This is a genomic window from Marinobacter flavimaris, from assembly GCF_002933295.1.
GTDB lineage: Bacteria > Pseudomonadota > Gammaproteobacteria > Pseudomonadales > Oleiphilaceae > Marinobacter > Marinobacter flavimaris.
In genome coordinates, this window is the sequence record NZ_PSSW01000003.1 from 289,896 (window position 1) to 315,457 (window position 25,562).

The following is a 25,562-nucleotide window of genomic DNA, read 5'->3' on the forward strand; positions in this document are numbered from 1 at the left end:
CTTAGCTGGCCAGCAAGTAATGTCCAAACGACTCATTCCCGTATTGATTCTCGCCGTCGGTATCGCCGGTTTCATGATTCTCAAGATGACACGCCCGGAGCCTGCAGAGGTCAGTGCCACCGAGCGGAGTTGGCGTGTTCAGGTTCAGCAGGTTGAGCCGGGAACCCACACGCCGGTTTTGCCCCTTTACGGAGAGGTTCTTGCGCCTGAGCAACTGACGGTAACCGCTACCCTGGCGGGCCGTATCGGTGCCAGACCGGTAACGGAGGGGCAGCGTGTCAGTGAGGGAGAGCTTCTGGTGGCTCTGGATGAGGCCGATATCCAACCCGCCCTGGCTCAGGCCGAGGCTCAGGTAAACGATCTGAAAGCCCAGATCCGATCGGAGCAGGTGCGCTATCGGAATGACCAGGCAGCGCTGGCCAGCGAGCAGGCGATTCTCGAGAACGCCCGCCGACAGCTCGAGCGCACCAGATCGCTGGTTAGCCGGAACCTGGCCTCCCGCGAAGCGCTGGAGGCGGCTACCGATGCTGCCGCACGAGCCGAGCTGACGGTGAATACCCGGCAGCGCGCGATTGAAGAGCACCCGGCTCGGCTGCAGAGCCTCGAAGCAAAATTGGCCCAGGCCGAGGCAAACCAGCTCAGCACGCGGCGGGATGCCGAACGAGCCCGTATGGTTGCGCCTTTCGACGGCATGGTGACCGATATCCGGGTTGCCGAGGGAGATCAGGTAAGCCGAAACGAACCGCTGCTGTCGCTCTATCCCGTGGATGGTCTTGAACTCAGGGCCCGGGTCCCGGAGATGTTCCGTGGCGAGCTCCTGGATGCGCTGGCCCGCGGGGAAACCCTGACGGCCACCAGCGAGGGGGATCAGCACCAGTTCCGGCTCACCCGCTTCGCCGGCACCAGCGATGCCTCCGGTACTGAAGCCATTCTTGAACTTGAGGGCGAGGCCGGGGGAATACGGCCGGGGGGCCTGTTGCCCGTGACCCTGGAGCGGGCCGCCCGCAGCAATACCGTGTCGATTCCGTTCAGCGCCCTCTACGGTGCCGACAGCGTCTACCTGATGTCCTCAGATGGCCGGATGGAGCGCGCCCGGATCGAGCGCATTGGCGAAGCCCGGGGTAGCAATGGCGAGCGTCGCCTTCTGGTGTCTGGCGAAGCCCTGGTGTCTGGCGCGCAACTGATCACCACACACCTGCCCAATGCGGTGACCGGCCTCAAGGTGGATGTCGCGGATTTTGGAGCTTCGGCACAATGAGGCGGAAAAAGGGCGTCATCGGTTTTTTTGTTCACCATCGGGTCGCTGCCAACCTGGTGATGCTGGTCATGCTACTGGGTGGCGTACTGGCACTCACCCGCATGAATATCCAGTTTTTCCCGACCTTTGCCCTGGACGTGGTCAGTGTCCGCGTGGTCTGGAGTGGGGCCTCCGCCGAGGACGTCGAGCAGGGCATCACGAACCCCCTTGAGCAGCGACTGCGAAGCGTCGATGGTCTGAAGAAAATGACCTCCACCTCGGCCCAGAGTGTCTCGTCCATCACGCTTGAGTTCGAGGAGGGCACCAACCCGATCCAGGCCCTGGATGACGTGCGCCAGCAGGTGGACGAATTCACCAACTTCCCGGCCGAGGCGGAGGAGCCCCAGGTCACCCGGATTGAGCGTTATGAACCGGTGGCCCGGTTGCTGGTTTATGGGGATGTCGATCGCAGTGAGTTGCGGCAGATGGCGTACCGGTTTGAAGATGAACTGCTCCAGCGCGGCATTGACCGGGTGTCGATCCGGGGCCTGCCGGAACAGCAGATCAGCATTGATGTACCGGTGGAGCGGCTCGAGACACTGGGGCTTTCACTGGAGCAGATAGCCGAACGTGTGGCGGCCATTTCCCGCGACCTGCCCGCCGGCATGATGGCGCAGCAGGACGCCACCCGGGAATTGCGCGCGGTTGAGCAGCGACGCAGCCCGCAGGAATTTGAAAACATTCCGGTGCTCAGTGGTGAGCGGGTTCAGCTCCATCTTGGCGATGTCGCCATCATTCGTCAGGAGGCCCGTGAGAGCCAGGTAACGCTGGAAAAGGACGGCAAGCCGGCGGTTGAGCTGCAGTTGCAGCGATCGGAAAACGGCAATTCGCTGGAAGCGGCCAAAGTCCTGGAAAACTGGCTGACGGATACTCGGCCGGTGCTGCCGCCAACGGTGGAACTGGAGGTGTACGATGAGACCTGGCAACTGCTGGATGATCGTATTTCCCTGCTGGTGAAAAACGGTCTGGGCGGTCTGGTGCTGGTGATCTGTCTGTTGTACCTGTTTCTGCCGGGTCGGGTGGCCCTGTGGGTGGCCGTCGGGATCCCCACTGCCTTTCTGGCGGCCATGGCAGTGCTCTGGCTGATCGGTGGTTCCATCAACATGATTTCCCTGTTTGCACTGATCATGGCACTGGGGGTGATCGTCGACGATGCCATTGTGGTGGGCGAGGATGCCGATGCCCATGCCCGGATGGGGGAGGAGTCTATTTATGCCTCGGAAGGTGCGGCCAAGCGCATGGTCTGGCCGGTACTGGCCTCGTCGTTAACCACCGTTGCGGCCTTCATGCCCCTGTTGGTGGTGGGCGGAGTCATCGGCAATATCCTGGGTGATATCCCACTGGTGATGATCTGTGTTCTGGTCGCCTCGCTGCTTGAGTGTTTTATCGTGTTGCCCGCGCACCTGCGCCATGCCTTTGTACCCCGGCGCAAGAAAAAATCTCCGGCGTCGGAGCCGAAAAAGCCGGGCCCGATTGAACGTTTCCGGCAGGGCTTTGAACAGCGTTTCGACCGGTTCCGGGAAGGCCGGTTCCGGCGCTTCTCCCGATACACTCTTCAGCATCGGGGCGCCACGGTCGCCAGTGCCCTGGCCCTGGCCATCGTGACCATCGGCCTGCTGGCCGGCGGTCGGCTGGGTTTCAACTTCTTCCCGACACCAGAGCCCTCGGTTTTCTATGCCAACGCAAGCTTTGTGGCCGGGACCGATCGCGGCACGGTGGATGATTTCCTGACCCAGATGCAGACGACGCTCAATGAGACTGAAGAAGCCCTGGGTGGCGATTTCATCCTTCACGCCGTAACGACACGGGGTGCAACTCAGGGCGCCGAGGGCAGCTCCCGAAGTGGTGACGAACTGGGCTCGATGATGATCGAACTGGTGCCTTCCGACCGCCGTTCGGTGCGTAACCCGGAATTCATCACCGAGTGGCGCAGCCGGCTGGAGACCCCCGCCGGGCTGGACAACCTGACGATTTCCGAGCGCCAGGCCGGGCCTCCTGGCCGAGACGTCAACGTGCGGCTGACCGGTGAGAACGCTGAACGCCTCAAGCAGGCCGCCGACGAACTGGGGCAGGCGCTGTCGACGCTGCCTGGCGTGCTTGATGTGGAAGATGACATGCCCTGGGGGCGGGAGCAGCTGATTTACCAGGTGAGTGCCTATGGTGAGGCGTTGGGGCTGACCACGTCGGACCTGGGTCGCCAGCTCCGGGCGGCCTTTGATGGCCGTATTGCCCAGATCTACCAGGATGGCCGGGATGAAGTGGAAGTTCGTGTACAGTTGCCACAGGATCAGCGCGAGCGGCTTTCGACCCTGCCTCGTATCACGATCCGGGTTCCGGACGGTCGTTTTGTGCCCCTGACCCAGGTTATGAACCTGGATCACCGGCAGGGTTTCCAGGCCCTGCGACACGCCGAAGGGCGACTGGCTGTCGAGGTGACGTCCGGACTGAACACCCGGGTCAGCACCACCGATCAGATCCTCACCAGCCTTGAGGCCGAGGCCCTCCCCGACATCGCCAGTCGTTATAACGTGCGTTACAGCTTCGAGGGCCGGGCAGCCGACCAGCGGGAAACCCTGGGTGATATGCAAACCGGCCTGGTTATCGGTCTGGCGCTTATGTACGTGGTGCTGGCCTGGGTGTTTGCGTCCTGGAGCCTGCCGCTGATTGTCATGGCCATCATTCCCTTTGCCCTGGTGGGCGCATTGTTGGGCCACTGGCTGATGGGGCTGCAGCTGACCATTCTCTCCCTGTTTGGCCTGTTCGGTCTGTCCGGGATTGTGGTCAATAACGCGATCATCCTCGTAGCCTTCTATAACCAGCAGCGGAAAAAAGGGCTGAACATCACGGATGCGCTCAACGAAGCGGCGGTACAGCGGGTTCGGGCAGTGATGCTGACATCGCTGACAACGATCGGTGGTCTTCTGCCCCTGTTGTTCGAGACGTCCCTGCAGGCCCAGTTCCTGATTCCCATGGCCACGTCCATCGCGTTTGGCCTGGGGCTTTCGACCCTGCTGGTGTTGCTGGTGGTTCCTGCCTTGCTTTCTTGGCTGGAGCAATTCCGGGAATGGCGCGCACGGCGGCATGGCGAGATGGCAGAGCCGATCGGGGCGCCCGAGTGACAGGACAAGCATGGTGGATTCTTTGCTATCGGCCCGAGGCCTGAACAAGCAGTTTCGCAGCGGCGATGAGCCGGTGCCGGTGCTTACCGATTTCTCGTTGCAACTCGGAGCGGGTGAATCGCTGGCGCTGACAGGTCGCTCGGGGTCCGGAAAAAGCACTCTGTTGAACATCCTGTGCGGCCTGGAAAAGCCCGATTCAGGCACTGTTCAGGTGCTCGGAGAAACATTTGATGCCCGGTCAACGGAGGCTGCAAGCAAGGCTGACGAGCGCTGGGGCGGTCTTCGCCGACAGCAGATCGGTGTGGTGTTCCAGGAAGCCAATCTGATGCCTGCCCTGTCGCTGCTGGACAATGTGCGTTTTCGGGCCCGGCTTGCCGGTCAACCCGAGGACGATTGCCGGGACTGGCTGGAGCGACTGGGCATTGGCGAGCTTGCGGACCGCTTTCCGGATCAGGTGTCCGGCGGGCAGCGCCAGCGTGCCTCGCTTGCCATGGTCTTTGCCATGAAGCCGGCCCTGATTCTTGCCGATGAACCAACCGGCAGTCTTGACCGGCATACCGCCGAGGCGGTGATCGGGCAGCTTTTCGAGCTGCAGGCCCGTCACGGTTGCGGACTGATCCTCGCCACCCACGATCCCGAACTGGCGACCCGCTGCAGCCAGCACCTGGATCTGGGCCATCTCCCGGAAACCTGAGCCCGCGATGACTCTTCCGGCCGCCCTGTTCAGCCACTACCGTCGCCATCCTCTCCAGTTGCTGGCCCTGGCCGCCATGATTGTGCTTGCCACTATGCTCTGGACGGGCGTCCACCATCTCACCAGCCAGGCCCGCGCGAGTCTCGACCAGAGCGAGTCGGCGGTGGCCGAGCGCCAGCAGGTGGCTCGCACAGATGGTAGCCCCGTAACTGTGGACGACTTCGTGGAGCTGCGTCGAGCCGGGCTTTGTGTCATGCCCTGGCTGGAGGTCTCCGAGCCGGAAGGCGGTCGAGTCGTGGGTGTCGACCCTCTGGCAGCGGGCTGCTTCCAGGCCCCCGGCGGGCAGGAGTCGCCCTGGGACGGGGAGCTGGATGGCCGGCCTTTTGTGGATATCAGTGAAGCGGCGGAGCTGGCCCGTGAGCAGGGCAGCGAATTGTCGCTGCTGGTATCTGATGACCACAGCAAGGCCGATCTACCACCCGGCTATCAGCTGGTGCCGTTCAGCGTTGGCCCGGCTACCGGTGAACTGGGTGACAGTTTCCTGTTGAATCTGGATGCCCTGGGGGTCCTGGTTCTCCTCATTACCGCTTTGCTCGTGCGAAGTGTTTACCTGCTCGGCCTGGCCCAACGTCGCGACAGCTTTGCCCTGTTGTATCGGTTTGGCGTTCCCCGGGGCCGGGTGAACCGCCTGCTGGTTGTCGAGATCCTCTTGCTGGCTGCGGTTTGTGTCCTGCCAGGAATCTGGCTTGGCCGCTGGTTGGCGGCTGGTCTGGGCAGCGGCTTCGGACAGGCGCTTGAGGGGCTCTTCGATCAGCCGTTATACGCAGGCCAGGGCGGGAGCTGGCTGGTGCCGCTTGTCACCATGATGGCCGTGATTCTGGTGGCTTGTCTGGCGGATTTCCTCCGGCCAATTTTCCGGGGGCTTGTGGGAGGCAACCGCCGATACGGCGGCGTGGTGTTGTTGGTTCTGGTCGCAGGCCTCGCCTTGACGGTTTGGGTCACCGATCTGCTCTGGCTTTTCATTGCCGTGGCCATGGTATTCGTGGCGGCGGGAATTCTCGCGCCCAGGCTGATTGCCTCGCTTGCAGACTGGCGGTCCGGCCACGACAGGGATCTGCAGGCACGCTGGCGCCATCGAGAGCTTGCCGTGCTGGCTCGTCGCCTGGCCTTGCCATTGGTAGCCCTGCAGTTCGCCATGGCGATGGTCCTTGCGGTGCAGGCACTGGTTACGACTTTTGAGAGCACGTTTGACCGGTGGCTGGCGCAGAGACTGGAAGCGGACTATTACGTCGAAGTCCCGGAATCAGCAGATGCGGCCCTGGCACTCGACTGGCTCGCTGAACAGCCGGGGCTCTCTGCTTCCGGGCTGTGGCACCGGGTCATTCGTGGCCGGGCAACCCTGCCGGGCGGCGAGGATGAGGAAGAAACCAGGGTAGACGTCTTTGCCATCGGTCCCGTTGGCCCACTGGTGACCGGTTGGGAGTTGTTTGAATCAGCGCCGCAGCCCTGGCAGCGACTGCAACAGGGCCAGGGCGTGATGGTGAATGAACAGCTGGCGCGCCGGCAGGATATAGCGGTCGGCCAGACATTGACGGTACTTTTCGGAAGCCAGTCCTTCGAACTTCCGGTACTGGCCATTTACCCGGACTACGGTCGTCCAGCCGGCGAGATCCTGATTCATCCGTCGGTTCTTCCAGCGGAGTTCGAAACCGGCTTCCAGAGCCTGTCAGTTTCGCCGGGCAATCTCTCCATTGAGGCAGTGACCGATGGATTAAAAGGGGTATGGCAGGTCGAGGCGTTGACGGTCCGGGACAACCGGGCGATTGAAGAGCTCGCTTCTGCCATTTTCGACCAGACCTTTCTGCTGACCCGGGCCATGACCACCCTGACCCTGATACTGGCGGCTATCGCCCTTCTGATGATGGGCTGGGTCTTTTTCTCGACCCGTGCCTGGTATTTCCGGCTGCTTGTGGTGTGGGGGCTGTCACGAAGGCAGGCTTCGGTCCAACTGGTCCGGTTGTCAGTGTCGTTAACCGGTGCCATTGCCCTGCTGGCCCTGCCATTGGGTGTCTGGCTGACCTGGGTGCTGGTGCATCGGATCAACCCCATCGCGTTTGGCTGGTCCCTGCCCATGGCCGTCTATCCGGGGTTCTGGCTGGAGCTTGGTGTGCTCAGCATGCTGATCGGTCTCAGCATCGCCTTCCTGATGAGCCGCCAGTTGAAATCGCCGACGGTCGCACCCGTAAACGCCAATGCCCTGGCAGGAGGTGAACGATGAGGCGCTGGATCTTCATCTGGTTCGCCGTGGTTCTGGCCGGCTGTTCGGAGCCACAGCAAGAGTCAGGCTTTGCCGGACTGGCCAGCATCGCGGATAACGAATCCGGTGTGCCCTTTCTGCAGCCTGGCGCGGGAGAACGGCTGTCGTTTCCCGAGGATTATGGCCCCCACCCACAGCACCGGATCGAATGGTGGTACCTGACAGCCAATTTGAAGACGGAGGATGGCGAGCCCCTTGGCCTGCAATGGACCCAGTTCCGCCAGGCAATCGAGCCGAGGCCGGCAGACGCTGAGCCTCCGGATGCAAATAACTGGCCTCTGGAAGCCGCCTGGATGGCCCACGCCGCAGTAAGCTTTGATACCCGGCACTACTTCGCAGAGAAGCTGGCCCGGGGAGACGTTGGCCACGCCGGAGCCCGGGCAGAGCCGATCGCCGTGTGGCTGGACGACTGGCAGCTTGAGGCTGAATCCGGGCAGAGTTCATGGCGGTTGCAGGTCGCGGCGGATGGCTGGTCCTACGATTTGACCCTGAGGATCACCGGAAAGCCCGTTGCCCATGGCGATCAGGGTTTCAGCGCCAAATCCGCCGATGGCGAGGGTTCCATGTATTTCAGTCTGGTGGACCTTCAGATCGACGGCAGGGTCACCCTGGGCGATCAGACGTTGGAAGTGAGTGGGAAGGGTTGGTTTGACCGGGAGTGGAGCAGCCAGTTTCTGAAATCCGGCCAGCAGGGCTGGGACTGGTTTGCGTTGCACCTGGACTCGGGCGACAAACTGATGGCTTTCCAGCTCAGGGAAGAAGACGGTGGCTTTCGTGCCGGAACCTGGATTCCGGCTGATGGCGAGCCCATCGCTCTTGGTGCCGATCAGCTCAACCTGACGTCATTAACCCAGGGCGACGGTTATCCCCGTGCATGGCGTCTGGAAGTGCCAGACTTTGGCCTGAACCTGGAGGTGGCTGCGCCAGTGGGGGACTATCGGAACACCGGGCTTTACCCATATTGGGAAAGCCCGGTGTCGGTATCCGGCAGCCATGACGGGGTCGGCTATATGGAGCTGACCGGATACGGTGAGTGAACTGCTCCGTGAACCGGCGTCACTCGACTGCGGTCGCCCCAATCCGGTGAATGCTCAGATCCGCCCCGTTGAACTCTTCCTCTTCGGTCAGGCGCAGGCCAGAGATGGCGTTGATTGCTCCATAAACTATCAGGCCGCCAACAAAGGCCACCACAACGCCCGCCAATGAGCCGATGATCTGCGACATCAGGCTGACGCCGCCAAGGCCTCCCAGCGCTTGCTGGCCGAAAATGCCGCAGGCAATCGCGCCCCAGACACCACAGACACCGTGCAGGGGCCAGACACCCAGAACATCGTCCAGCCGTTCGATTTTGGCCTGCGCCCATTCAAACAGGTAAACGAAGATGGCGCCTGCTACGCCGCCAGTCACGAGAGCGCCTACCGGGTGCATCAGGTCAGAGCCGGCACATACCGCCACCAGTCCCGCTAGCGGGCCGTTGTGGATAAAGCCCGGGTCCTTGCGGCCCAGCAGCATGGAGACGAGGATGCCGCCGACCATGGCCATCAGGCTGTTCACGGCCACCAGGCCGCTGATGCCGTCCAGGGTCTGGGCCGACATGACGTTGAAGCCAAACCAGCCGACGGTCAGAATCCAGGCGCCCAGGGCGAGGAAGGGGATGTTGGAGGGGGCAAAGGCCACCACCTTGCCGTTGCGGTAGCGCCCATTTCGTGCACCCAGAACCAGTACGGCCGCCAGGGCGATCCAGCCGCCCACCGCGTGCACTACAACGGAGCCGGCAAAGTCGTGGAAGGATGCACCAAACTGGTTCTCCAGCCAGCCCTGGAAACCATAGTTGCCGTTCCAGATCAGCCCCTCAAAGAAGGGATAGATAAAGGCGACAATCAGGCCTGAGGCAATCAGCATCGGGTAGAACTTGGCGCGTTCGGCAATACCGCCGGACACGATGGCGGGAATGGCCGCGGCGAACGTCATCAGGAAGAAAAACTTCACCAGATCATAGCCGTTGGCAGCAGTGAGCTCGGCGGCGCCGCTCATGAAATGGCTGCCGTAGGCGATGTAATAGCCGATAAAGAAGTAGGCCACGGCGGAGATGCCGAAGTCGGTCATGATCTTGACGAGGGCATTGACCTGGTTCTTGTGGCGAACCGTGCCCACTTCCAGGAAGGCAAAGCCGGCATGCATGGCCAGCACCATAATGGCGCCGATAAGGATGAACAGCGTGTTGGCGCTTTCGGTCAGGGTATGTACTGCACTCGTGATGTCCACGGGTTTTCGCTCCTGATGTTGTGTGTCCGGCCTCTATCGGACCGTTTACGTTGGCTTGTGCATTGTTGAGGTGCAGCTGAAGCAAGAGCTGTTCCAAAACAAGGCATATCAAGAGCTGAAGGGCAGTTGAGGGGGCTTTCAGAAATGTGAGGTACTATTTTCACTCTAATAATGCACTAATGCTGTGCGTTTTAGCGTGTAGCGCACCAAAATAGAGTGCGCTTACCAACTGATTTCGTTTGGTGTCGAGCTGTCGGATTCGGATTCGATCCCGAGGCTGGATTCGGCATCATCCGATTCGGACTGGATCAGTTCCCGAAGGCGTACTTCCTGTTCCTGCATCGGGCCGGAGAGATCAATGATGATTTCCACGCGCCGGTTCTTGGCGCGGTTCTCTGCAGAGGTGTTGGGTACCCGCGGCTCGGTATCCGCCAGACCGGTGACGGACAGACGCGTGGGTTCCACCTGGTCCCGGGCAACCAGAACGTTGGCAACGGCTGCTGAACGGGCGGCGGAGAGGTCCCAGTTACTGTAAAAACGGTCGGTCCGGATAGGCACGTTGTCGGTGTGTCCCTCGATCGTCAGGTCACCGGGAATGCCTTCAATCACCTCCGCCATATCCAGCAGCAGGCCCTCGAATTCCCAGGTCAGCTGAGCCGAGCCGGAAGGGAAAGAACCTTTTTCCTCAACCCGAATCACGATTCGCCGCTGATCCTCGCTCACATTGATGCGCCCATCCGCGATCGCCGGCTCCAGGACTTTCAGGATATCGTCCATGGTTTCCTGCATCTGTTCCTCCATGGCCGCTTCAACGGCCATGTCGGTGGGGCTTTTCAGGGTCTGGAGCTCCGGCGCTTCGTCCGTGGTGGTCTGTTTGACTTCGTTGACCACGGTGGGCTCTGGCGGCGCCGGGGAAAACTTGTCAAAAATGGGGCTGGTGCCCTTCGGGATCTCCAGGGCCGGCACATCTCGCTGCACGCCAAAGGCTTTGGAGAGTTCACCGGCAATCTGCTTGAACTTCTGGGCGTCGATCTCGGAAAAAGACAGCAGCAGAACAAAGAAACACATCAGCAGGGACATGAGATCGGCGAAGGTGACAACCCAGGCGGGAATTCCCGGTTTTTCCTCTTCTGGCAACTCGTCCATGATTACGCGCCTTCCGGTTCAGCCACTTTTTCACGTTCCTTGGGCGGCAGGTAGCTGGAGAGCATCTGCTCGATGATGCGTGGGTTGGTACCCTCCTGGATGGCAACCAGGGCATCAATATAAAGCGACTGCATGCGCGCTTCCTCGGTCATGCGCAGAGAGAGCTTGTCGGCAATCGGGGTGGCAATCATGGTGGCAATCATGGCGCCATAAAGCGTGGTCAGCAGGGCAACGGCCATGGCCGGGCCGATGGATTTCGGGTCTTCCATGTTCGACAGCATCTGAACCAGACCTATCAGCGTACCGATCATGCCCATGGCCGGCGCCACGTCCGCCATGGCCGTGAAGACCTTGGCGCCGGAGCGGTTGTGGTCGAGGGTCATCAGGCGCTCCTTGTTCAGAAGCTCCTTGATGGTTTTCCCGTCCTGCCCGTCCACCAGCATCTGGATACCCTGTCCAAGGAACGGGCTGCTGATCTCTCTGTCTTCCAGCCCCAGAACCCCTTCTTTCCGGGCCACATTGGCAATATCCACCAGCTCCTCAATGCTCGCCTGGGTTTCCGGCAACTTGAACTTGAAGGCGCGGGCAGCAGCTTTGAAGGCACCCAGGAACTGGGCAAAACTGAACTTGGCGAGAACAACCAGCATGGTACCGCCGACAACGATCAGCAGGGATGCGGGATTGATAAATACCAACGGAGAGGTGCCAAGAATAACTGCCGAAGCAATGAGTAAACTAGCGCCAACAAGACCGATAAGAGTGGCGAAATCCACGGTATCTCCAGATTTGGTTTGAGCAAGGCTGAGAAGGGGTGTGAGATTACCTTCAGATCAGAATTTAATCAATTCGTCTGATGGGTTCTTTCCAGTTCTTCCTGCTGTTCTTTCCAGGCAGCATAGCGGTGAATATCGGACTCCACCAGCTTCAGGCACAGCGCAACAACGCCGGCGTCGTCCACCAGACCGAAGCCGAAAATCAGGTCGGGAATGACATCGAGGGGGTTCATCACATAGATCAGCGCACCGGCCACCGCCGCGATCGTTTTCCACGGAACGCTCCGGTAATTGCCGTACCAGTAATCGCGGATCATCGAAAACATCAGCTTGATGTCGGCACTGAAGCGAGACAGTTTGCCGCTTTCTTTCACTTTCTCTTCAATGCTGCGCTGGCGGTCGAGCAGCGTTTCCAGATCCGCCCGATGCACCTTGCCCGCTTCGGCGTCCAGCTGTTTCCGGGCGTTTTTCTGGTTGAACAATGCCATCGAGAGGGTTCCTCACTTGCTTGATGCCTGAGTGCTCATGATCGCGCAGCTTCGCCGTCAATGCCAATGACAAGGCGTTTATCGGTGCTTGTACTGGGTCGGACAATAGCCGCGGTCTACACCCTCAGGTCGTAGCTGGCGATGTTTGGTGTTGCGCCCGGTTACCCGCTTGCGCCATAGCCGGAAGCTACCGGGCTTGAGCTCACGACGCATCAGGCGAATAACATCTTTTTCGCGAAGGCCATAGAGGGCTTCGATGGCCTCGAAGGGTGTGCGGTCCTCCCACGCCATCTCGATGATGCGGGAAAGGTCCGCCGGTTCAAACTGCTCTGACATGGGGTTTCTCTGTTTGACTTACGTGTTCCCAGAGTACGTTTGAGCTGGCCAGTCGTCTCACCCGCCTGGTCTATTGGTAGTGCCTGTGCAGCCGGGCCGGGATCTGGGCCAGCTGTTTGTCTACCAGTGTGCGCATGGCGTGGGCGATTGGCCGGGTATCCAGCTCTGGCTCAAGCACATTGAGCAGATAGGCAACGGCCTCTGCCGTGGCCAGGCGGTGTTCTCCGGGCGCCTTTCGGATGGTATAGGCGGAGGCCGGCGGACTGGCGAAATGGAAACGCGGCAACGCAGAGAGTTTCGGGTTCTGGTGAAGGATTTTGGCGGCCTTGCGCCAGGTGCCGTCGAGGATGATCCAGTGATCGAACTGGCGTACGTCTGAGGTTTCGAGCGCCTCACTGCCGGGCCCCGGAAACAGCAGGGCCGGGTGATGACTGCCGGCGACGGAATCAAACCCGGCCTGATGGAAATCGTGCGGCATTTCGCCTGTGAAGAGCCTGAGATTTGCGAGGCACCGGGTGAGGATGCGAACGGTACCCTTGGCATGGCCGACCTCGGTCGGGTGCTGCAGTACCGTCACCCCCGTTCGGTTTCGCACGGGGGCACACGCTTCGCAAACACAGATATTCGGGTGCATGCCGCAATCCGCGCAAATCGGTCTGGGCAACCCCTGTTACCCCACGAAAATACGCTTCGCCAGACCGGCCCCGCGCCAGCCCTGAATGGCCAGGGTGCTGACCAGTCCACCGATCATTGCGCCCACGACACCGCAGGTGAGGATATCCTGGCCGGTAAGGTAGAGCCCGGGGATGTCGGTCTTGGGTTTCAGCCACTCCTGTTCGAAGCGCTCGGGGTTGTGGTCCAGGCCGTAGAGCTCGCCCCGGCCGTAACGGCAGAACCAGGCGGTGGAAAGCGGGGTTGAGGTTTCCACGTAATCCACTTTTCCGCGCAGCTGGGGCAGTTTCTCGTACATCACTTCCAGCAACTGGTCGGTGATTTTCTGCTTCAGGGCTTCATAGTCGTCGCCCCGCTTGCCCCAGATGGTGTCCTGCCAGGGCTCGAACATCTCCCAGGTCGTCGGGGCGACGATCTCGATGGTGGAGGTGCCAGGCCAGCGGTTCTGGTAATCCGGATCCTTGGCTGCCGGAAAGGAGATGTAGACCACCGGGAACTCGGTGTTGTCCGGGTCATCCAGAAACTGTTGCACGTTGCCATCGTGGTCCGCGCTGGGATAGATCCAGAAATTGGTCCGCGGCAGGCCCAGTGCCTCCGGTGTGCCCTTCAGGCCAATGTAGAGGCCGATGTGGGGCATGGAGGGAATGATGTGCTGGCGTTTGCTTTTGTAACCGATCTTTTCGGCGGACTCGGCGGGCAGCAGTTTTTCGAAAGTGTTGATAACTCCGGCGTTGCTGATGACCAGCGGTGCCCGGATTTCCTCGCCATCGGCCATGCGAACGCCGGTTGCCCTGCCTTTCTCCACCAGGATGTCGGTGACGTCGGCGTAGGTAAAGACTTCACCGCCGGGATGCTGGATAACAGGGATAATGGTTTTGGCAATTTCCGACGCGCCGCCGACGGGGTAAAAGCCACCGTAGAGGTAATGTTTGGCAATCAGCGCATGGACCATAAAGCTGGACTGCATCGGCGTGACGCCGCAGTCGCCCCACTGGCCGGTGATAGCGCCGATCAGTTCCTGGTCGTCGGTGAGCTCGCTCAGCACCTCCCACGTGGTCTTGTTGAAACAGTCAGGCAGGGCGACATCCAGTCCTTTGTTGATAACCGGGCTCAATATGCCGGGGGCGAGCTTGGAGAGTGTGTACCACTGCATGCCGTCTGCCACCTTGCCCAGCAGCTTTACATACTGGTCGATGGCTTCTTGTTCATCTGGAAAGGCATCGAGCAGGGAGAGACGCAGCCCTTCCTTGCCGGCGCGCAGATTCACGACCTTTTCACCCAGGAAGAAGCGGTCGTAGTTCTCGTCCATGGGGGCCCATTCCAGCTTGCCGTCGGTGATGTAATCGAACAGCCTGCGGCCCAGGGTGTGGGGAGAGCCCATGTCGCCGATGTAATGGACGCCTACGTCCCATTCGTAGCCGTTGCGAGCGTAACTGTGGGTGTAGCCGCCGGCCGTGTAATGCTGCTCAAGCACGAGGACTTTCTTGCCCGCCTTGGCCAGGCAGGCCGCGGTGGTCAGGCCGCCGATGCCGGAGCCAATTACAATGGCGTCGTAGGGGCCTTTCAGGCGATTGGCCCGGTAACGGGTACCGATCCTGATCGTACTGGGCTTCAGTTTCTGAGAAGACGGACTGTTCACTTCAGTGCTTTTTACCACCATGCCTTGCCCCACATTTCCGGATTGGCCCAGTTCTCTGGATTGTTCCAGGCCCGTTTGTGGTTGTAAGTATCCAGATTGTAGGTGTACAGCGTGAGTGCGCCGTTATCATTTTCCAGTTCGGCATGGCGACGGAAGCCAAGGCCGATGAAATCAGTAAAGGCCCAGCCTGGCGCTTCGCCAACCAGCACCGCGATCTGATGGGTGCCATAGTTTCTTAGCTGGCCCAGCAGCAGGGCGCCTTCATCATGAGGCAGGTGCTCCAGGGTGCCGGTTATCAGCGCCAGGTCTGCAACCCGGTCGATGTGCAGCCTGGCGTTGGGGTCGATGGTGTCGAGAGTTCGAACATCGACGCCATCCTGGTGGTTCTGCCACATCCGCGATATTTCGGTTGCGAGGCTGCCGCAACTCACCAGGGTTGCCGGTGAGCTGGTTTCGATGATGCGGGCCAGTGTCTCCCGTGCTGCATCCGAGTTGCTGTTGTCCGTCATTTCCGCCATGGCGATTCGCCTTTTACTACAGGGGCCAGTCTGCCGCATCCACTGTGTGTAAGCCTACGGGCTGATCCGCATGCCCGCCCCAGCGGTCAATAAAGGTGCCGGTGGGATCGTACTGCTGCGTCTGTTTTTCGAGGTTGAACTGCCGCAGGCCTCTCGGGTCCGCCCCTACGCCAGCCAGGTACTGCCAGTTGCCGTAGTTGCTTCCTACATCATAGTCGATCAACTGCTCCTCAAACCATGCCGCTCCGTAGCGCCAGTCCAACCCGAGTTCGTTGATGAAGCAACTGGCGACCAGCTGTCTGGCCCGGTTGCTCATGTAACCGGTTTCCCGCAGCTGGTTCATTGCGGCGTTCACGATCGGATATTCGGTGTTGCCCTGGCACCAGGCCTTGAAACGATGGCCGTAGAAGGTGCCATGCCGGCGTTTGCGCTGGACGCCGTCCCGGCGGAACAGGTTGGCGCCATGTTTCAGGGCGTACCAGTAGAAGTATTCGCGCCAGAGGAGCTCGAACCAGAGCCAGTAGGTGGATTCGTTTTTAGTCTCGCTGGCTTCGTATTCGGTGATGGTTTCTGCTATTTCCCGGACCGAGAGACAGCCGTTGGCCAGCCAGGGTGAGAACTTGGAGGAGGCATCCCAGTTGTCCAGGGCGTTCCGGGTTTCCTTGTAGCGGTCAATGCTGTGGTTGCCGTAGAGGAATTCCTGCAGCCGCGCCAGGCCGGCGGCTTCACCACCCATAAACTGTAACGGATGAACCGGTTCCGGTATCGGCGGGCAGTCGCCGCGATTGTCCTCCGGGAATCCCGGCGGTGGCGGCAGGGCCGTCAGGGTGCGGATTCGCAAGCGTTCTGAACAGCGATCTCCGGTTTTCTCAACTTGCTTGCGGAACTGGGAGAAGGTATCCGGCAACTCCCCGAGCGCCATCGGCAGGGAACCCTCGGTGAACAGGCTCAGAGTCTCGAATTGCTGGAATTTTGCCTTGGGCAGCCTGTCCTTGATGGCTTGCCACTGACCGGCCTCTTGGGTACCCGGAAGTCGGGAGCGTACAACCCGTTCAATGCTGTGGGCGTGCGCAAGTTGGGGAATGACCGTTTCCGGCTCACCAAAGTCGATGTGGAGCCGCTGGCCCAGTGGTCGAAGGCTGCGTTCCAACGCCATCAGGCTCTGCCAAAGAAAGCGCCACCGATGATCCCCCATGGCCTTGCTCTGCAGGGGACCGGGCGCAAACCAGCGCGGATCGACCACATAGAGGCAGAGCAGCATGTCGGACTTCGAGGCCGCCAGCAACGAAGCGTTGTCGTGCAGGCGAAGATCCCGCGTAAACCAGTAAAGCGTGCGCAACGTAAGAGCTCCTCTCTCGGTATCTGTCAGCTGTGAGAAGATACGAGCCAGTTCCGAAAAAGATTTCGCCGCCCATCTGGTTGCGCACTTCGTCTAGAATTAACGAACAGCCCGCACATCGTGGCGTGAAATCCAAAACACAGATCCGAATTCAACAGGAGTCCGACAGTGATTAAATCCCGTGCAGCGGTGGCTTTTGAGGCCAACAAGCCGCTAGAAATTGTTGAAGTCGATGTGGCGCCGCCCCAGGAGGGCGAGGTTCTGGTGCGCATCGTTGCCACCGGTGTTTGTCATACCGACGCCTACACGCTTTCTGGTGCTGACCCTGAAGGCCTGTTCCCGACCATTCTGGGCCACGAAGGTGGCGGTGTTGTCGAGGCGGTCGGACCTGGCGTCAAAAACCTGGAAGTGGGTGACCACGTGATTCCGCTCTACACGGCCGAATGCGGCGAGTGCAAGTTCTGCACCTCTGGCAAGACCAATCTGTGTGGTGCCGTGCGTGCGACCCAGGGCAAGGGCGTGATGCCCGACGGTACCTCTCGTTTCTCCTACAACGGTCAGCCACTTTATCATTACATGGGCTGCTCCACGTTTTCCGAATACACGGTACTGCCGGAAATCTCCCTGGCCAAGATTCCCAAGGAAGCGCCTCTTGAGAAGGTTTGCCTGCTCGGTTGCGGTGTCACCACCGGGATTGGCGCCGTGATGAATACCGCCAAGGTGGAAGAAGGCGCAACGGTTGCCATCTTTGGCCTCGGCGGCATCGGGTTGGCCGCTATTATTGGGGCAACCATGGCCAAGGCCAGCCGTATCATCGCCGTCGACATCAACCCGGGCAAGTTCGACATTGCCAAACAGCTGGGTGCGACAGATGTGGTTAACCCCAACGACTATGACAAGCCGATTCAGGAAGTCATCGTCGAGATGACCGACGGTGGTGTCGACTACTCCTTCGAGTGTATCGGCAATGTCAAAGTCATGCGCGCGGCACTGGAGTGCTGTCACAAGGGATGGGGCGAATCCATCATCATCGGCGTGGCAGGTGCCGGCGAAGAGATCAGCACTCGCCCGTTCCAACTGGTCACAGGCCGGGTCTGGAAAGGCTCAGCGTTTGGCGGCGTGAAGGGCCGTACGGAATTGCCGGGCTATGTGGAAAAAGCCGAGAAGGGTGAGATTCCACTGGATGTGTTCATTACCCATGAAATGCCGCTGGAAGACATCAACAAGGCGTTTGACCTGATGCATGAGGGTAAGAGTATCCGGACGGTTATTCATTTCTGATCGCCGACTGATCGGGCGCAGTGTACTATGCTGCGCCCGATCAACGATCTGTAAGCTTCAGCTCAATCCTCCGGTTTCTCTGCAACGCCTCCGGAGAGGTGCCTTCCGCTACCGGGAAGAACTCGCCGAAGCCGGCAGCCGCCATGCGCCGTTCCGGCACACCCTGGGCTGCGAGATAGCGCACGACTGCGACGGCCCGGGCAGTGGACAGCTCCCAGTTGGAGGGGAATCTTGGGGTATTGATAGGTATGACATCGGTATGGCCATCAATCCTCAGGATCCAGTCTACGTCCTCGGGAATCTTGGCGGAAACATCCAGTAGCAGGTCGGCAAGCTTGTCGAGCTCCCGCCGGCCTTCTTCGCCCAGTTCTGCCGAGGCGGAAGCAAACAGCAGCTCGGAGGGCAGCAGGAACCGGTCGCCGACAATCCGGACGTTCTCGTTACCGGCCAGAATATCCCGCAGGCGGGCAAAGAACTCGGACTGATACTGTTCCAGCTGGCTGACCCGCTCGGCCAGCAGGGTGTTCAGCCGTCTGCTGACCTGTTCCAGTTCCTGCTCCTTGTCGGCGGTCATCTGTTCCTGGAGCTCCAGCGCCGAGGCAATCTGCCTGAGTTGCTCTCGCAAGGAGGCTATCTGATTCGACAGCCTCAGGATCATCGCCTGCTGGCTGGCCGATACATCGTCTTTCTCGTCAATCGACTCTTCCATGCTGGCCAGTCGCTCCGATTGCGCATCGGCCATGGCGGTTTGCCGCATCAGTTGTTCACGGGTGGATTCCAGCTGACCGACCAGACTGTTGTTCCGCTCCTGAAGGCTGGTTAACTGATTTTCCAGTGCCTCGCTTCTGTTTTCTTCCAGGCCGAGCAATTCCGAGAGCTCGTTCAACTGGGCATTGAGTCGGGCGAGCTGGGTATCCCGGTCAGAGAGTGTCTGGGACAGGTAGAGCTGGCTGACCACGTAGACCAGCAGCATGAATATGACCAGCATCAACAAGGCCGAAAGGGCATCCACATATCCCGGCCAGACGTTGGTGGTGCTTCGGCTTCGGCGCCTGGAACCGATCATGACAGGTCTTTCTCGTCGTCTATCCGGTCCACGAGGTTGGTCACACCTGTCAGCCACTCCTCCAGGCCGTCATAAAAGCGGTTCTGGGCATGGCCAGCCTGGATATCCAGGAAGCCCAGTATCAGTGAGCCGCCCAATCCCAGCAGAGAGGAGCTGAACGCGGTGCCCATACCCTCAAGCGGCGTAAGCAGGCCTTCCTGAAGCTCCGCAAACACCTTGCCGAAGTCTTCCTGGCTCATATCCAGTCCGGTGATGACCTGGCCGACCGAGTTGATGGTGCCCAGCAGGCCCCAGAAAGTACCCAGCAGGCCGAGGAAGACCAGCAGGCTGATGAAATAGCGCGTGATTTCCCGCTGTTCGTCCATGCGGGAGTGGATACCATCGAGCACGGTTCGAAGGGAAAGGGTAGACAGTGTGAACCGGTCCTTGGTTGCGTCCTCGCCGAGCTGTCTTGCCAGCGGCTTCAGCAACTTGGGCTCCTGAACCACCGAAAGGCCGGCGTGTCCGGTTCTGAACTGGGCGATCCACTTCAGTTCCGGAAACAGCACGAACACCTGCCTGTAGGTGAGGGCGATGCCGATGATCAGAACCCCGAGAATCAGCAGATTGAAAACCCAGTTGGCCATAAAGGCGGAAATCAGGGGTTTGTGGATCAGGGCGCCGACGATGACGACCACGCCGAGGAACAGCGTCATCCAGAAAAGGGTGTGCTTGGGGTTGCTCATAGCGATGGCCAGCTTTTTTGAGATATTCCTCAAAACGTTAGCACAGATATGAGAAGCTGTTGGCGACAGTAACTGAACTTTAATCGGAGCGCGTCATGGCTGATGAACTGCCCTTCCGTTTTCGCTTCCGGGTTCGCTATGGTGAATGCGATGCCCAGGGCGTGGTGTTCAACGCACGTTATGCGGATTTCGTTGATATTGCCGTCAACGAATACATTCGCACCCTGTTTGGCGATTATCAGCACCTGCTGGATCAGGACCTGGATATCCAGGTGGTGAGCCTGACGGTGAACTGGAAGGCCCCGGCGAAGTTTGACGATGTTCTGGAAGCCCGCATTCGCGCCGGGCGAATCGGAAACACTTCATTTACCCTGCATCTGGAGTTTTTCCGGTATGGGGATGACGGATTTATCGCCGATGCGGACGTCACCTATGTGCTGATTCAGCCTTCGGTGATGGGCAAGGTGGCGATACCGGATCACATTCGTCAATTGCTGGAGCTGGGCGCTCCGGGCGAGTTGATCAGTCACGCAGGGGAGTAGGCTGAAAGCAAAAAAGAAGGCCAGATGAAATTCATCTGGCCCTGGACTCATCCTGCAGTTACTGCCGGATCAGGCCTCTTGAAGAGCCTGCACAACGGCCTTCGCTGCCCCCTCGGAAGAGGCCGGGTTTTGCCCGGTAATCAGCTTGCCGTCCACCACGATGTGCGGTGCCCAGTCGTCACCGCGGGTGTAGGTGGCGGTGTTTTCCTTCAGCATGTCTTCCAGCAGGAAAGGCACCACGCCGCTAAGGCCAACCGCTTCTTCCTCGCTGTTGGTGAAGCCTGTTACTTCCCGGCCGCCAACGATGTTCTGGCCCGGTTTCACTTCCACGTTTTTGAACACGGCTGGTGCGTGGCAAACTGCACCGATCACCTTGTCTTGCTCGTAGGCTGTCTTGATAAGGGCAATGGACTTGTCGTCGTTAACCAGGTCCCAGAGCGGGCCGTGACCACCTGGATAGAAAATCGCGTCGTATTCGTTCATGTCCACGTCGCTCAGCTTTTTAGTGCTGGCGAGGGATTCCTTGGCATGGGCATCCTGCTGGAACCGACGCGTTGTCTCGGTCAGCGCTTCCTCGGCCTCGCTGTTGGGATCGACTGGCGGTTGGCCACCCTTCGGTGACGCAATGGTGATGTCTGCGCCGGCATCCCGGAAAACGTAGTAAGGCGCGGTGAACTCTTCGAGCCAGAAGCCGGTCTTATGGCCGGTGTCGCCCATCTGGTCATGGGATGTAAGAACCATCAGAATCTTCATGGTGTCCGTCCTTTTCATTGACGAATGAATGGCGCTTCTTGATTGCTGTGATAATGAAGTTGTGCCATCAGTGACTGAATTCAACCGTCAGTACGTAAATCCGACGATCCCGGATCTTGAACCGTCTATACTGGAGACAGATGGCCAGACCTCATAAGAATCTGAAAACCTCACAGGCAAGGATGACTGGAATGCGAGTGTTCGCCACCGCTGTTCTTATGGCGTTAGTGTTTCCTGTTTCGGCCCAGCAGGGCACGGAAACCGTGGAAGCGCTGACCGTAACCGTGGGTGCCAATCATGCGCCCCCCTACCGGATTATCGAGGGTGGGGAGCCAACGGGCCTATATGTGGATATCTTCCAGGAAATCGCTGATCGGTTGGGTTGGAAAGTGCATTATCGGGAGGCGCCTTTCCGGCGGGTCTTGAGGATGGTGCAGCAGGGTGAGGTGGATGTCATGCTGGGGCCCCTGGAGACCGCCGAACGGACCGAACTCATGGAGTTCGTGGCGCCGGCATTTCCTCCGGAACGGCGATTGTTTTTTTACCTTAACGCAGAAGATCGCATTGAGCGCTACGCCGATCTGTATGGACGAGCCATTGGTATTCTGGAAGGGGCGTCGTATTTCTCCCGGTTTGATACTGATGACAAACTTCTCAAGGAGCCTGCGCCCCGTTACGAAAACCTGATGCTGATGATGCAGAAAGGCCGGGTAGATGTCGTGATCGCCCCAGAGCTTGTCGGTTTGTACGCGGTCGAAAAGTTGGGGCTGGATGTTAAGGTTTCACCGTTCTTTGTGCCTGGAGAGCGCTCCTACATCGCTGTTGCGAAGAACTCGCCCGTGCTGAAGTATGCCGATGACATTCGGGCGGCGCTGAAACTGATTGAATTGGAAGGCATACACGAGGACCTGGTGTTGAAGTACATGGACCGATTTGCTGAATGATTCCCGAACAGTCTGACCTCTGGTTCCTACCCCTGGGTGGAACCGGTGAAATTGGTATGAACCTCAACCTCTATGGCCACGATGGTGCCTGGTTGATGGTGGATTGTGGTGTTACCTTTCCAAAGCCAGGTCGCATTGCTGCTGATGGCACGGTGCATCATCGTGGCGAGCCGCCGGTTCAAATGGCGGATCCTGCGTTCATTGCTGACCGCCGTGAACGACTGGCGGGCCTGGTAATTACCCACGCCCACGAAGATCATGTCGGAGCTGTTCCCTACCTCTGGCCGCTGCTGCAGTGTCCGATATACACCAGCCGGTTCACGGCCGAAATTCTGCGTCGCAAGCTCGCGGAGTTCGACTTGCTGCACCGGGTGCCGATCATCGAAGTGGAGACCGGCCAGAGCAAGCAGATCGGGCCATTCAGCGTGCAGTGGCTGGCGCTGACTCACTCCATCCCGGACCCTAACGCGCTGATGATTCGCACCGCCGCCGGTAACATCTTCCACAGCGGTGACTGGAAGCTGGATGAGCAGCCGCTGGTAGGCCATGGCTATTCGCCAAAAACCTTCACCGATCTGGCAAACGAGGGCGTGAACGCCATGGTGTGTGATTCCACCAACGCCACAGTCTCGGGTCATTCGGTATCCGAGGCGGCCTTGCATGAAGGATTGCTCAGGGCGACCCGCACCGCCGAGGGCCGCGTTGTAGTGACTTGTTTTGGCAGTAATATCGCCCGATTACATACTCTGGCCTCAATCGCGAGGGAAACCGGCCGTTATATGGGTTTATTGGGCCGGTCTTTGATCAATATGAGTGGCGCCGCCAGGGCTGCAGGGCTGTGGGATTCGGCTGACCAGTTGATCAATCCGGCACATCTGGGGTATCTCCCGCGGGACGAAGTACTGGCCGTGGCCACGGGCAGTCAGGGCGAGCCGCGAACGGCTCTGCGCAGACTGGCCTCTGGTACCCATCCGGATTTTGAGCTGGAGGCGGGCGACACGGTAATCTTCAGCGCTCGCGCCATCCCCGGCAACGAGGAATCCATCGAGGCGCTGGTGACCAGACTGAAAGAGTTGGGGGTGAGGGTAATCACGGCCGAGGATGCTGATTTGCCAATTCATGCTTCAGGTCATCCCGCGCAGGAAGAGCTGGAGTTAATGTATAAATGGGTAAAGCCTGCCATTGCCATTCCGGTTCATGGTGAGGCTGAACACATGGAAACGCATGCTGACATAGCCAAAGCAACTGGTGTACCCCGTGCCATGGTGGGCCGAAACGGCGATCTTTTCATGATCCGGCCGGTGCCGGGAATTCGTCGCCAGGTTGTCGAAACTGGCCGTCTGGGCTGGCACAAAGAGGGTCTTGTGAGAGTTGAATAAGTCATTTTCTTCTGTTGTCGGTAGGTCACTTGTATTCGCAGTGGCCGCCTTGTTTCTGGCCCCGGTTCATGCATTGCCAGACCCTTCCTGCAATACGCTCATCGTGAGCGGGAATCCGGAGTATCCACCCCTGCTCTGGCGCGACCAGGAGCGCCCGGGCTATCTGATTGGCGCGGTGCCTGCTTTGCTCAAGGAAATCACGGAGCCATTGGGCGTCAATGTTGAAGTGAAAGACATAGGCTCTTGGGCCCGGGTCCAGCGCATGGCACGCCAGGGCGATATCGACATGGTGGCGGGCGCGTTCATTACTTCGGAACGTATTGGCTACATGGATTATTTGCTGCCGCCAATAACGCACCTGCCGACCGCTGTCTGGGTCCCCAAAGGCCGGGAGTTTGTCTATCGCCACTGGCCGGACCTGGTGGGTAAGCGGGGCAGCACATTGATCAACAACAGTTTTGGCCAGAATTTCGACCGGTATGCGGAACAAAACCTCCTCATTGAGGGAGTCAGGTCGATTGAACAATCCTTCCAGATGGCGCTCGTTGACCGGGTGGATTATGTCCTCTATGAAGTTTTGCAGGGTGAGGTGAAACTGGAGTACCTGGGTATCGCCGATCAATTTGTTCCCTTGCCGACCCCGGTGAGCCGAGAGGGTCTGTTTTTTACCTTCTCCAAGGCAGCGCCATGCAACTCCTTCGAGCTTCGGGAGCGACTTGCCGAGCGCCTCTATGAGCTCGTGAACTCTGGCCGCGTGGAAGAACTGATCAGGCGCTACAAGGCTATGTACTCCGCCTCCAGTTGAAGTATGTTGATTGGGCAGGTGTCAAACCGATGCGTCGTTTAGTTCCAGAGTGAGCCCGTTATCGATGAATCGCTGCAAGACGATTCCGTAGGTGCCGTCAGGAACCTCTTTAATGATTTCGAACGGTTCTCCGACACTGTTAAGAGGCTCCGTCTGCAAGTCCAGAAGACGGTATTTTGCAGGCCGCTGTTTGTTTTCATCCCGAACCAAAACCACCTTTGGCTTTCGTCGATTCTTCGGGTTTGAGCCAATCACGATGGCTACCTCGCCCGATTTCATTTCAACAATGGCGCCGGGTGGGTAGATCCCGATCAGCAGGACGAACTCCCGGGCAAGCTCGGGATCAAACTGAATGCCTCTGAAGCGGTGGATGATTTCCAGCGCTTCCCGGGAGGAGCGCGCGCGGTCATAAGCTCGATTGCTGGTGATTGCGTCGTAGGTATCGACGATGGCCACAATTTTGGCGAAATAAGGAATCTGGGAATCAACGAGGCCCCGGGGGTAGCCCCTGCCGTCAAGGCGTTCATGGTGGTTGTAGGCTACGTCGACGGCCGCATGTACCACGCGGGGAAGGGCCATGAGCATGTCACGGCCCCAGTTGGCGTGGTTCTGCATGATTCCGTGTTCTTCGGGGGTCAAGGGTCCCGGTTTTTGCAGCAGATCGACAGGGACTTTGGCTTTGCCTATGTCGTGGAGTAGGCCGGCCAGCCCCAACGACCGAATCTCTTCTTCCAGCAAGCCCAGCTTTTTGCCGAACGCCGCCGACAGTATCGAAACGTTGAGGGAATGCTCTGCGGTATATTTGTCCTTGTTTTTCAACTTTGTCAGCAGTAAAAGTGCGTCTTCATTTCTGAGGATGCTGTCTACGCAGTTATCTACGACCTCACGAGCCTTGTTGAGATCAAGTGTGCGACCAACGCGTAGACCGGACATGATGCTGTCGGCAAAGGACTTCGCCTCGGCGTAATGTCCAGATGCTTTTCGTATTTCCCTATCAACACTGACCTTGTTGATGTAGGTAATCCGTTGACGCGACCGGGAATTGCCGGTTTCCGCAATGGGCTCTTGCGGGCGATTCGATATTTCCTGTTCGGATGTCGGTCCATGGAACATGGAAAAACGGGACTTCGCCGATGTCCGTGACTTTCGTTGGGAAATGTCCGGCTCAGTGTTCTTCACTTTGCCTTCAATCACGACGCGTCGGCATTGGGACTGAAGGGCATCGATATCCTCTTGTCGCTGGACCACAAAGCCCTGGATCAGGAAATCAGTGTCTTCCCAGGGGCGGTCCAGCCGGACGACGTGCATTCCGACCCGCAGTTCCGAGACATCAATTTCAAGTTCGACCGTTTCGTATCGCATACCAATCAACCTGGCTGTCTGGAGTTCATCATACGGTCTCGTTATTCCGGGGTCACAGGTTGTCGGCGGTTTTTTGTAGCAGAAATCTAAAATCCTGTAATA

At 59.2% G+C, this 25,562-nt stretch carries 23 protein-coding genes; 10 read left to right on the forward strand and 13 right to left on the reverse strand.

From position 1 onward, the window contains the following. Positions 1–19 precede the first annotated feature (19 nt). The 5 genes from MDHKLMBL_RS07350 to MDHKLMBL_RS07370 are packed head-to-tail and all read left to right on the forward strand — an operon-like array spanning position 20 to position 8,464. On the forward strand, positions 20–1,258 hold the full coding sequence (locus tag MDHKLMBL_RS07350; RefSeq protein WP_104270474.1) for an efflux RND transporter periplasmic adaptor subunit: 1,239 nt from the start codon (positions 20–22) through the stop codon (positions 1,256–1,258). Continuing rightward, on the forward strand, positions 1,255–4,416 hold the full coding sequence (locus MDHKLMBL_RS07355) for an efflux RND transporter permease subunit (RefSeq protein ID WP_104270475.1): 3,162 nt from the start codon (positions 1,255–1,257) through the stop codon (positions 4,414–4,416). The genes MDHKLMBL_RS07350 and MDHKLMBL_RS07355 overlap by 4 nt, the downstream gene beginning before the upstream one ends. A gap of 10 nt (positions 4,417–4,426) precedes the next feature. Next, on the forward strand, positions 4,427–5,110 hold the full coding sequence (locus MDHKLMBL_RS07360) for an ABC transporter ATP-binding protein (RefSeq protein WP_104270476.1): 684 nt from the start codon (positions 4,427–4,429) through the stop codon (positions 5,108–5,110). 7 nt (positions 5,111–5,117) lie between these two features. After that, positions 5,118–7,388, forward strand: coding sequence for an FtsX-like permease family protein (locus MDHKLMBL_RS07365; protein ID WP_104270477.1), 2,271 nt, complete (start codon positions 5,118–5,120; stop codon positions 7,386–7,388). Continuing rightward, entirely contained in the window at positions 7,385–8,464 is a 1,080-nt protein-coding gene (locus MDHKLMBL_RS07370) for a lipocalin-like domain-containing protein (protein WP_104270478.1), read from the forward strand. Before MDHKLMBL_RS07365 ends, MDHKLMBL_RS07370 begins: the two co-directional genes overlap by 4 nt. A gap of 19 nt (positions 8,465–8,483) precedes the next feature. Here the strand turns inward: MDHKLMBL_RS07370 and MDHKLMBL_RS07375 are convergent, their stop codons facing one another. From MDHKLMBL_RS07375 to MDHKLMBL_RS07415, 9 genes are all read right to left on the reverse strand, one after another. Continuing rightward, a complete protein-coding gene (locus MDHKLMBL_RS07375) occupies positions 8,484–9,692 on the reverse strand; it encodes an ammonium transporter (RefSeq protein ID WP_104270479.1) in 1,209 nt (402 codons plus the stop codon). A gap of 222 nt (positions 9,693–9,914) precedes the next feature. Next, positions 9,915–10,838 (reverse strand): flagellar motor protein MotB, encoded by a 924-nt coding sequence (locus MDHKLMBL_RS07380; protein ID WP_008177152.1) that lies wholly within the window; start codon positions 10,836–10,838, stop codon positions 9,915–9,917. Positions 10,839–10,840: 2 nt separating this feature from the next. Beyond that, positions 10,841–11,611 carry a flagellar motor protein PomA gene (pomA, locus tag MDHKLMBL_RS07385; protein WP_014579126.1) on the reverse strand — a complete coding sequence of 257 codons (771 nt, stop codon included), beginning with the start codon at positions 11,609–11,611 and terminating at the stop codon, positions 10,841–10,843. A 68-nt stretch (positions 11,612–11,679) separates the two neighbouring features. Next, entirely contained in the window at positions 11,680–12,099 is a 420-nt protein-coding gene (locus MDHKLMBL_RS07390; protein ID WP_053113743.1) for a YkvA family protein, read from the reverse strand. A 78-nt stretch (positions 12,100–12,177) separates the two neighbouring features. After that, positions 12,178–12,435 (reverse strand): TIGR03643 family protein, encoded by a 258-nt coding sequence (locus MDHKLMBL_RS07395; RefSeq protein ID WP_008177157.1) that lies wholly within the window; start codon positions 12,433–12,435, stop codon positions 12,178–12,180. 70 nt (positions 12,436–12,505) lie between these two features. After that, the gene (locus MDHKLMBL_RS07400; RefSeq protein ID WP_274540922.1) at positions 12,506–13,099 is read right to left on the reverse strand and encodes a tRNA-uridine aminocarboxypropyltransferase; all 594 of its coding nucleotides are present in this window, start codon (positions 13,097–13,099) and stop codon (positions 12,506–12,508) included. Positions 13,100–13,105: 6 nt separating this feature from the next. Then, positions 13,106–14,767 (reverse strand): phytoene desaturase family protein, encoded by a 1,662-nt coding sequence (locus MDHKLMBL_RS07405; protein WP_104270481.1) that lies wholly within the window; start codon positions 14,765–14,767, stop codon positions 13,106–13,108. Beyond that, a complete protein-coding gene (locus tag MDHKLMBL_RS07410; protein ID WP_014579130.1) occupies positions 14,758–15,264 on the reverse strand; it encodes a DUF6231 family protein in 507 nt (168 codons plus the stop codon). The genes MDHKLMBL_RS07405 and MDHKLMBL_RS07410 overlap by 10 nt, the downstream gene beginning before the upstream one ends. 16 nt (positions 15,265–15,280) lie before the next feature. Next, a complete protein-coding gene (locus MDHKLMBL_RS07415) occupies positions 15,281–16,603 on the reverse strand; it encodes a DASH family cryptochrome (RefSeq protein WP_104270482.1) in 1,323 nt (440 codons plus the stop codon). A gap of 168 nt (positions 16,604–16,771) precedes the next feature. Between MDHKLMBL_RS07415 and MDHKLMBL_RS07420 the strand changes: the two genes are divergently transcribed. Beyond that, complete coding sequence (locus tag MDHKLMBL_RS07420) at positions 16,772–17,884, forward strand: S-(hydroxymethyl)glutathione dehydrogenase/class III alcohol dehydrogenase (RefSeq protein WP_104270483.1); 1,113 nt, start codon at positions 16,772–16,774, stop codon at positions 17,882–17,884. Positions 17,885–17,924: 40 nt separating this feature from the next. On the opposite strand, the gene MDHKLMBL_RS07425 is transcribed toward MDHKLMBL_RS07420, so the two are convergent. Together MDHKLMBL_RS07425 and MDHKLMBL_RS07430 are read right to left on the reverse strand one after the other, a co-directional pair. Further along, positions 17,925–18,950: a peptidoglycan -binding protein gene (locus MDHKLMBL_RS07425; RefSeq protein WP_104270484.1), complete on the reverse strand. Its 1,026-nt coding sequence runs from the start codon at positions 18,948–18,950 to the stop codon at positions 17,925–17,927. Continuing rightward, positions 18,947–19,675, reverse strand: a complete 729-nt coding sequence (locus tag MDHKLMBL_RS07430; RefSeq protein ID WP_014579156.1) for a MotA/TolQ/ExbB proton channel family protein — start codon at positions 19,673–19,675, stop codon at positions 18,947–18,949. Before MDHKLMBL_RS07430 ends, MDHKLMBL_RS07425 begins: the two co-directional genes overlap by 4 nt. Positions 19,676–19,770: 95 nt before the next feature. Here MDHKLMBL_RS07430 and MDHKLMBL_RS07435 point away from each other — a divergent pair, with 95 nt between their 5' ends. Further along, positions 19,771–20,217: an acyl-CoA thioesterase gene (locus MDHKLMBL_RS07435; RefSeq protein ID WP_104270485.1), complete on the forward strand. Its 447-nt coding sequence runs from the start codon at positions 19,771–19,773 to the stop codon at positions 20,215–20,217. 69 nt (positions 20,218–20,286) lie between these two features. Here the strand turns inward: MDHKLMBL_RS07435 and MDHKLMBL_RS07440 are convergent, their stop codons facing one another. Next, positions 20,287–20,970 (reverse strand): type 1 glutamine amidotransferase domain-containing protein, encoded by a 684-nt coding sequence (locus MDHKLMBL_RS07440; protein WP_041645947.1) that lies wholly within the window; start codon positions 20,968–20,970, stop codon positions 20,287–20,289. Between the two features lie 140 nt (positions 20,971–21,110). On the opposite strand from MDHKLMBL_RS07440, the gene MDHKLMBL_RS07445 reads away from it, so the two are divergent. From MDHKLMBL_RS07445 to MDHKLMBL_RS07455, 3 genes are read left to right on the forward strand one after another with little or no spacing between them, the layout of a single operon-like run. Beyond that, positions 21,111–21,914: a substrate-binding periplasmic protein gene (locus MDHKLMBL_RS07445; protein ID WP_227715700.1), complete on the forward strand. Its 804-nt coding sequence runs from the start codon at positions 21,111–21,113 to the stop codon at positions 21,912–21,914. Then, positions 21,911–23,293, forward strand: a complete 1,383-nt coding sequence (locus MDHKLMBL_RS07450; protein WP_104270487.1) for a ribonuclease J — start codon at positions 21,911–21,913, stop codon at positions 23,291–23,293. The genes MDHKLMBL_RS07445 and MDHKLMBL_RS07450 overlap by 4 nt, the downstream gene beginning before the upstream one ends. Before the next feature lie 40 nt (positions 23,294–23,333). After that, positions 23,334–24,098 carry a substrate-binding periplasmic protein gene (locus tag MDHKLMBL_RS07455; RefSeq protein WP_104270488.1) on the forward strand — a complete coding sequence of 255 codons (765 nt, stop codon included), beginning with the start codon at positions 23,334–23,336 and terminating at the stop codon, positions 24,096–24,098. Between the two features lie 21 nt (positions 24,099–24,119). Here the strand turns inward: MDHKLMBL_RS07455 and MDHKLMBL_RS07460 are convergent, their stop codons facing one another. Next, complete coding sequence (locus MDHKLMBL_RS07460; RefSeq protein WP_041646472.1) at positions 24,120–25,460, reverse strand: cyclic di-GMP phosphodiesterase; 1,341 nt, start codon at positions 25,458–25,460, stop codon at positions 24,120–24,122. Positions 25,461–25,562: the final 102 nt, after the last annotated feature.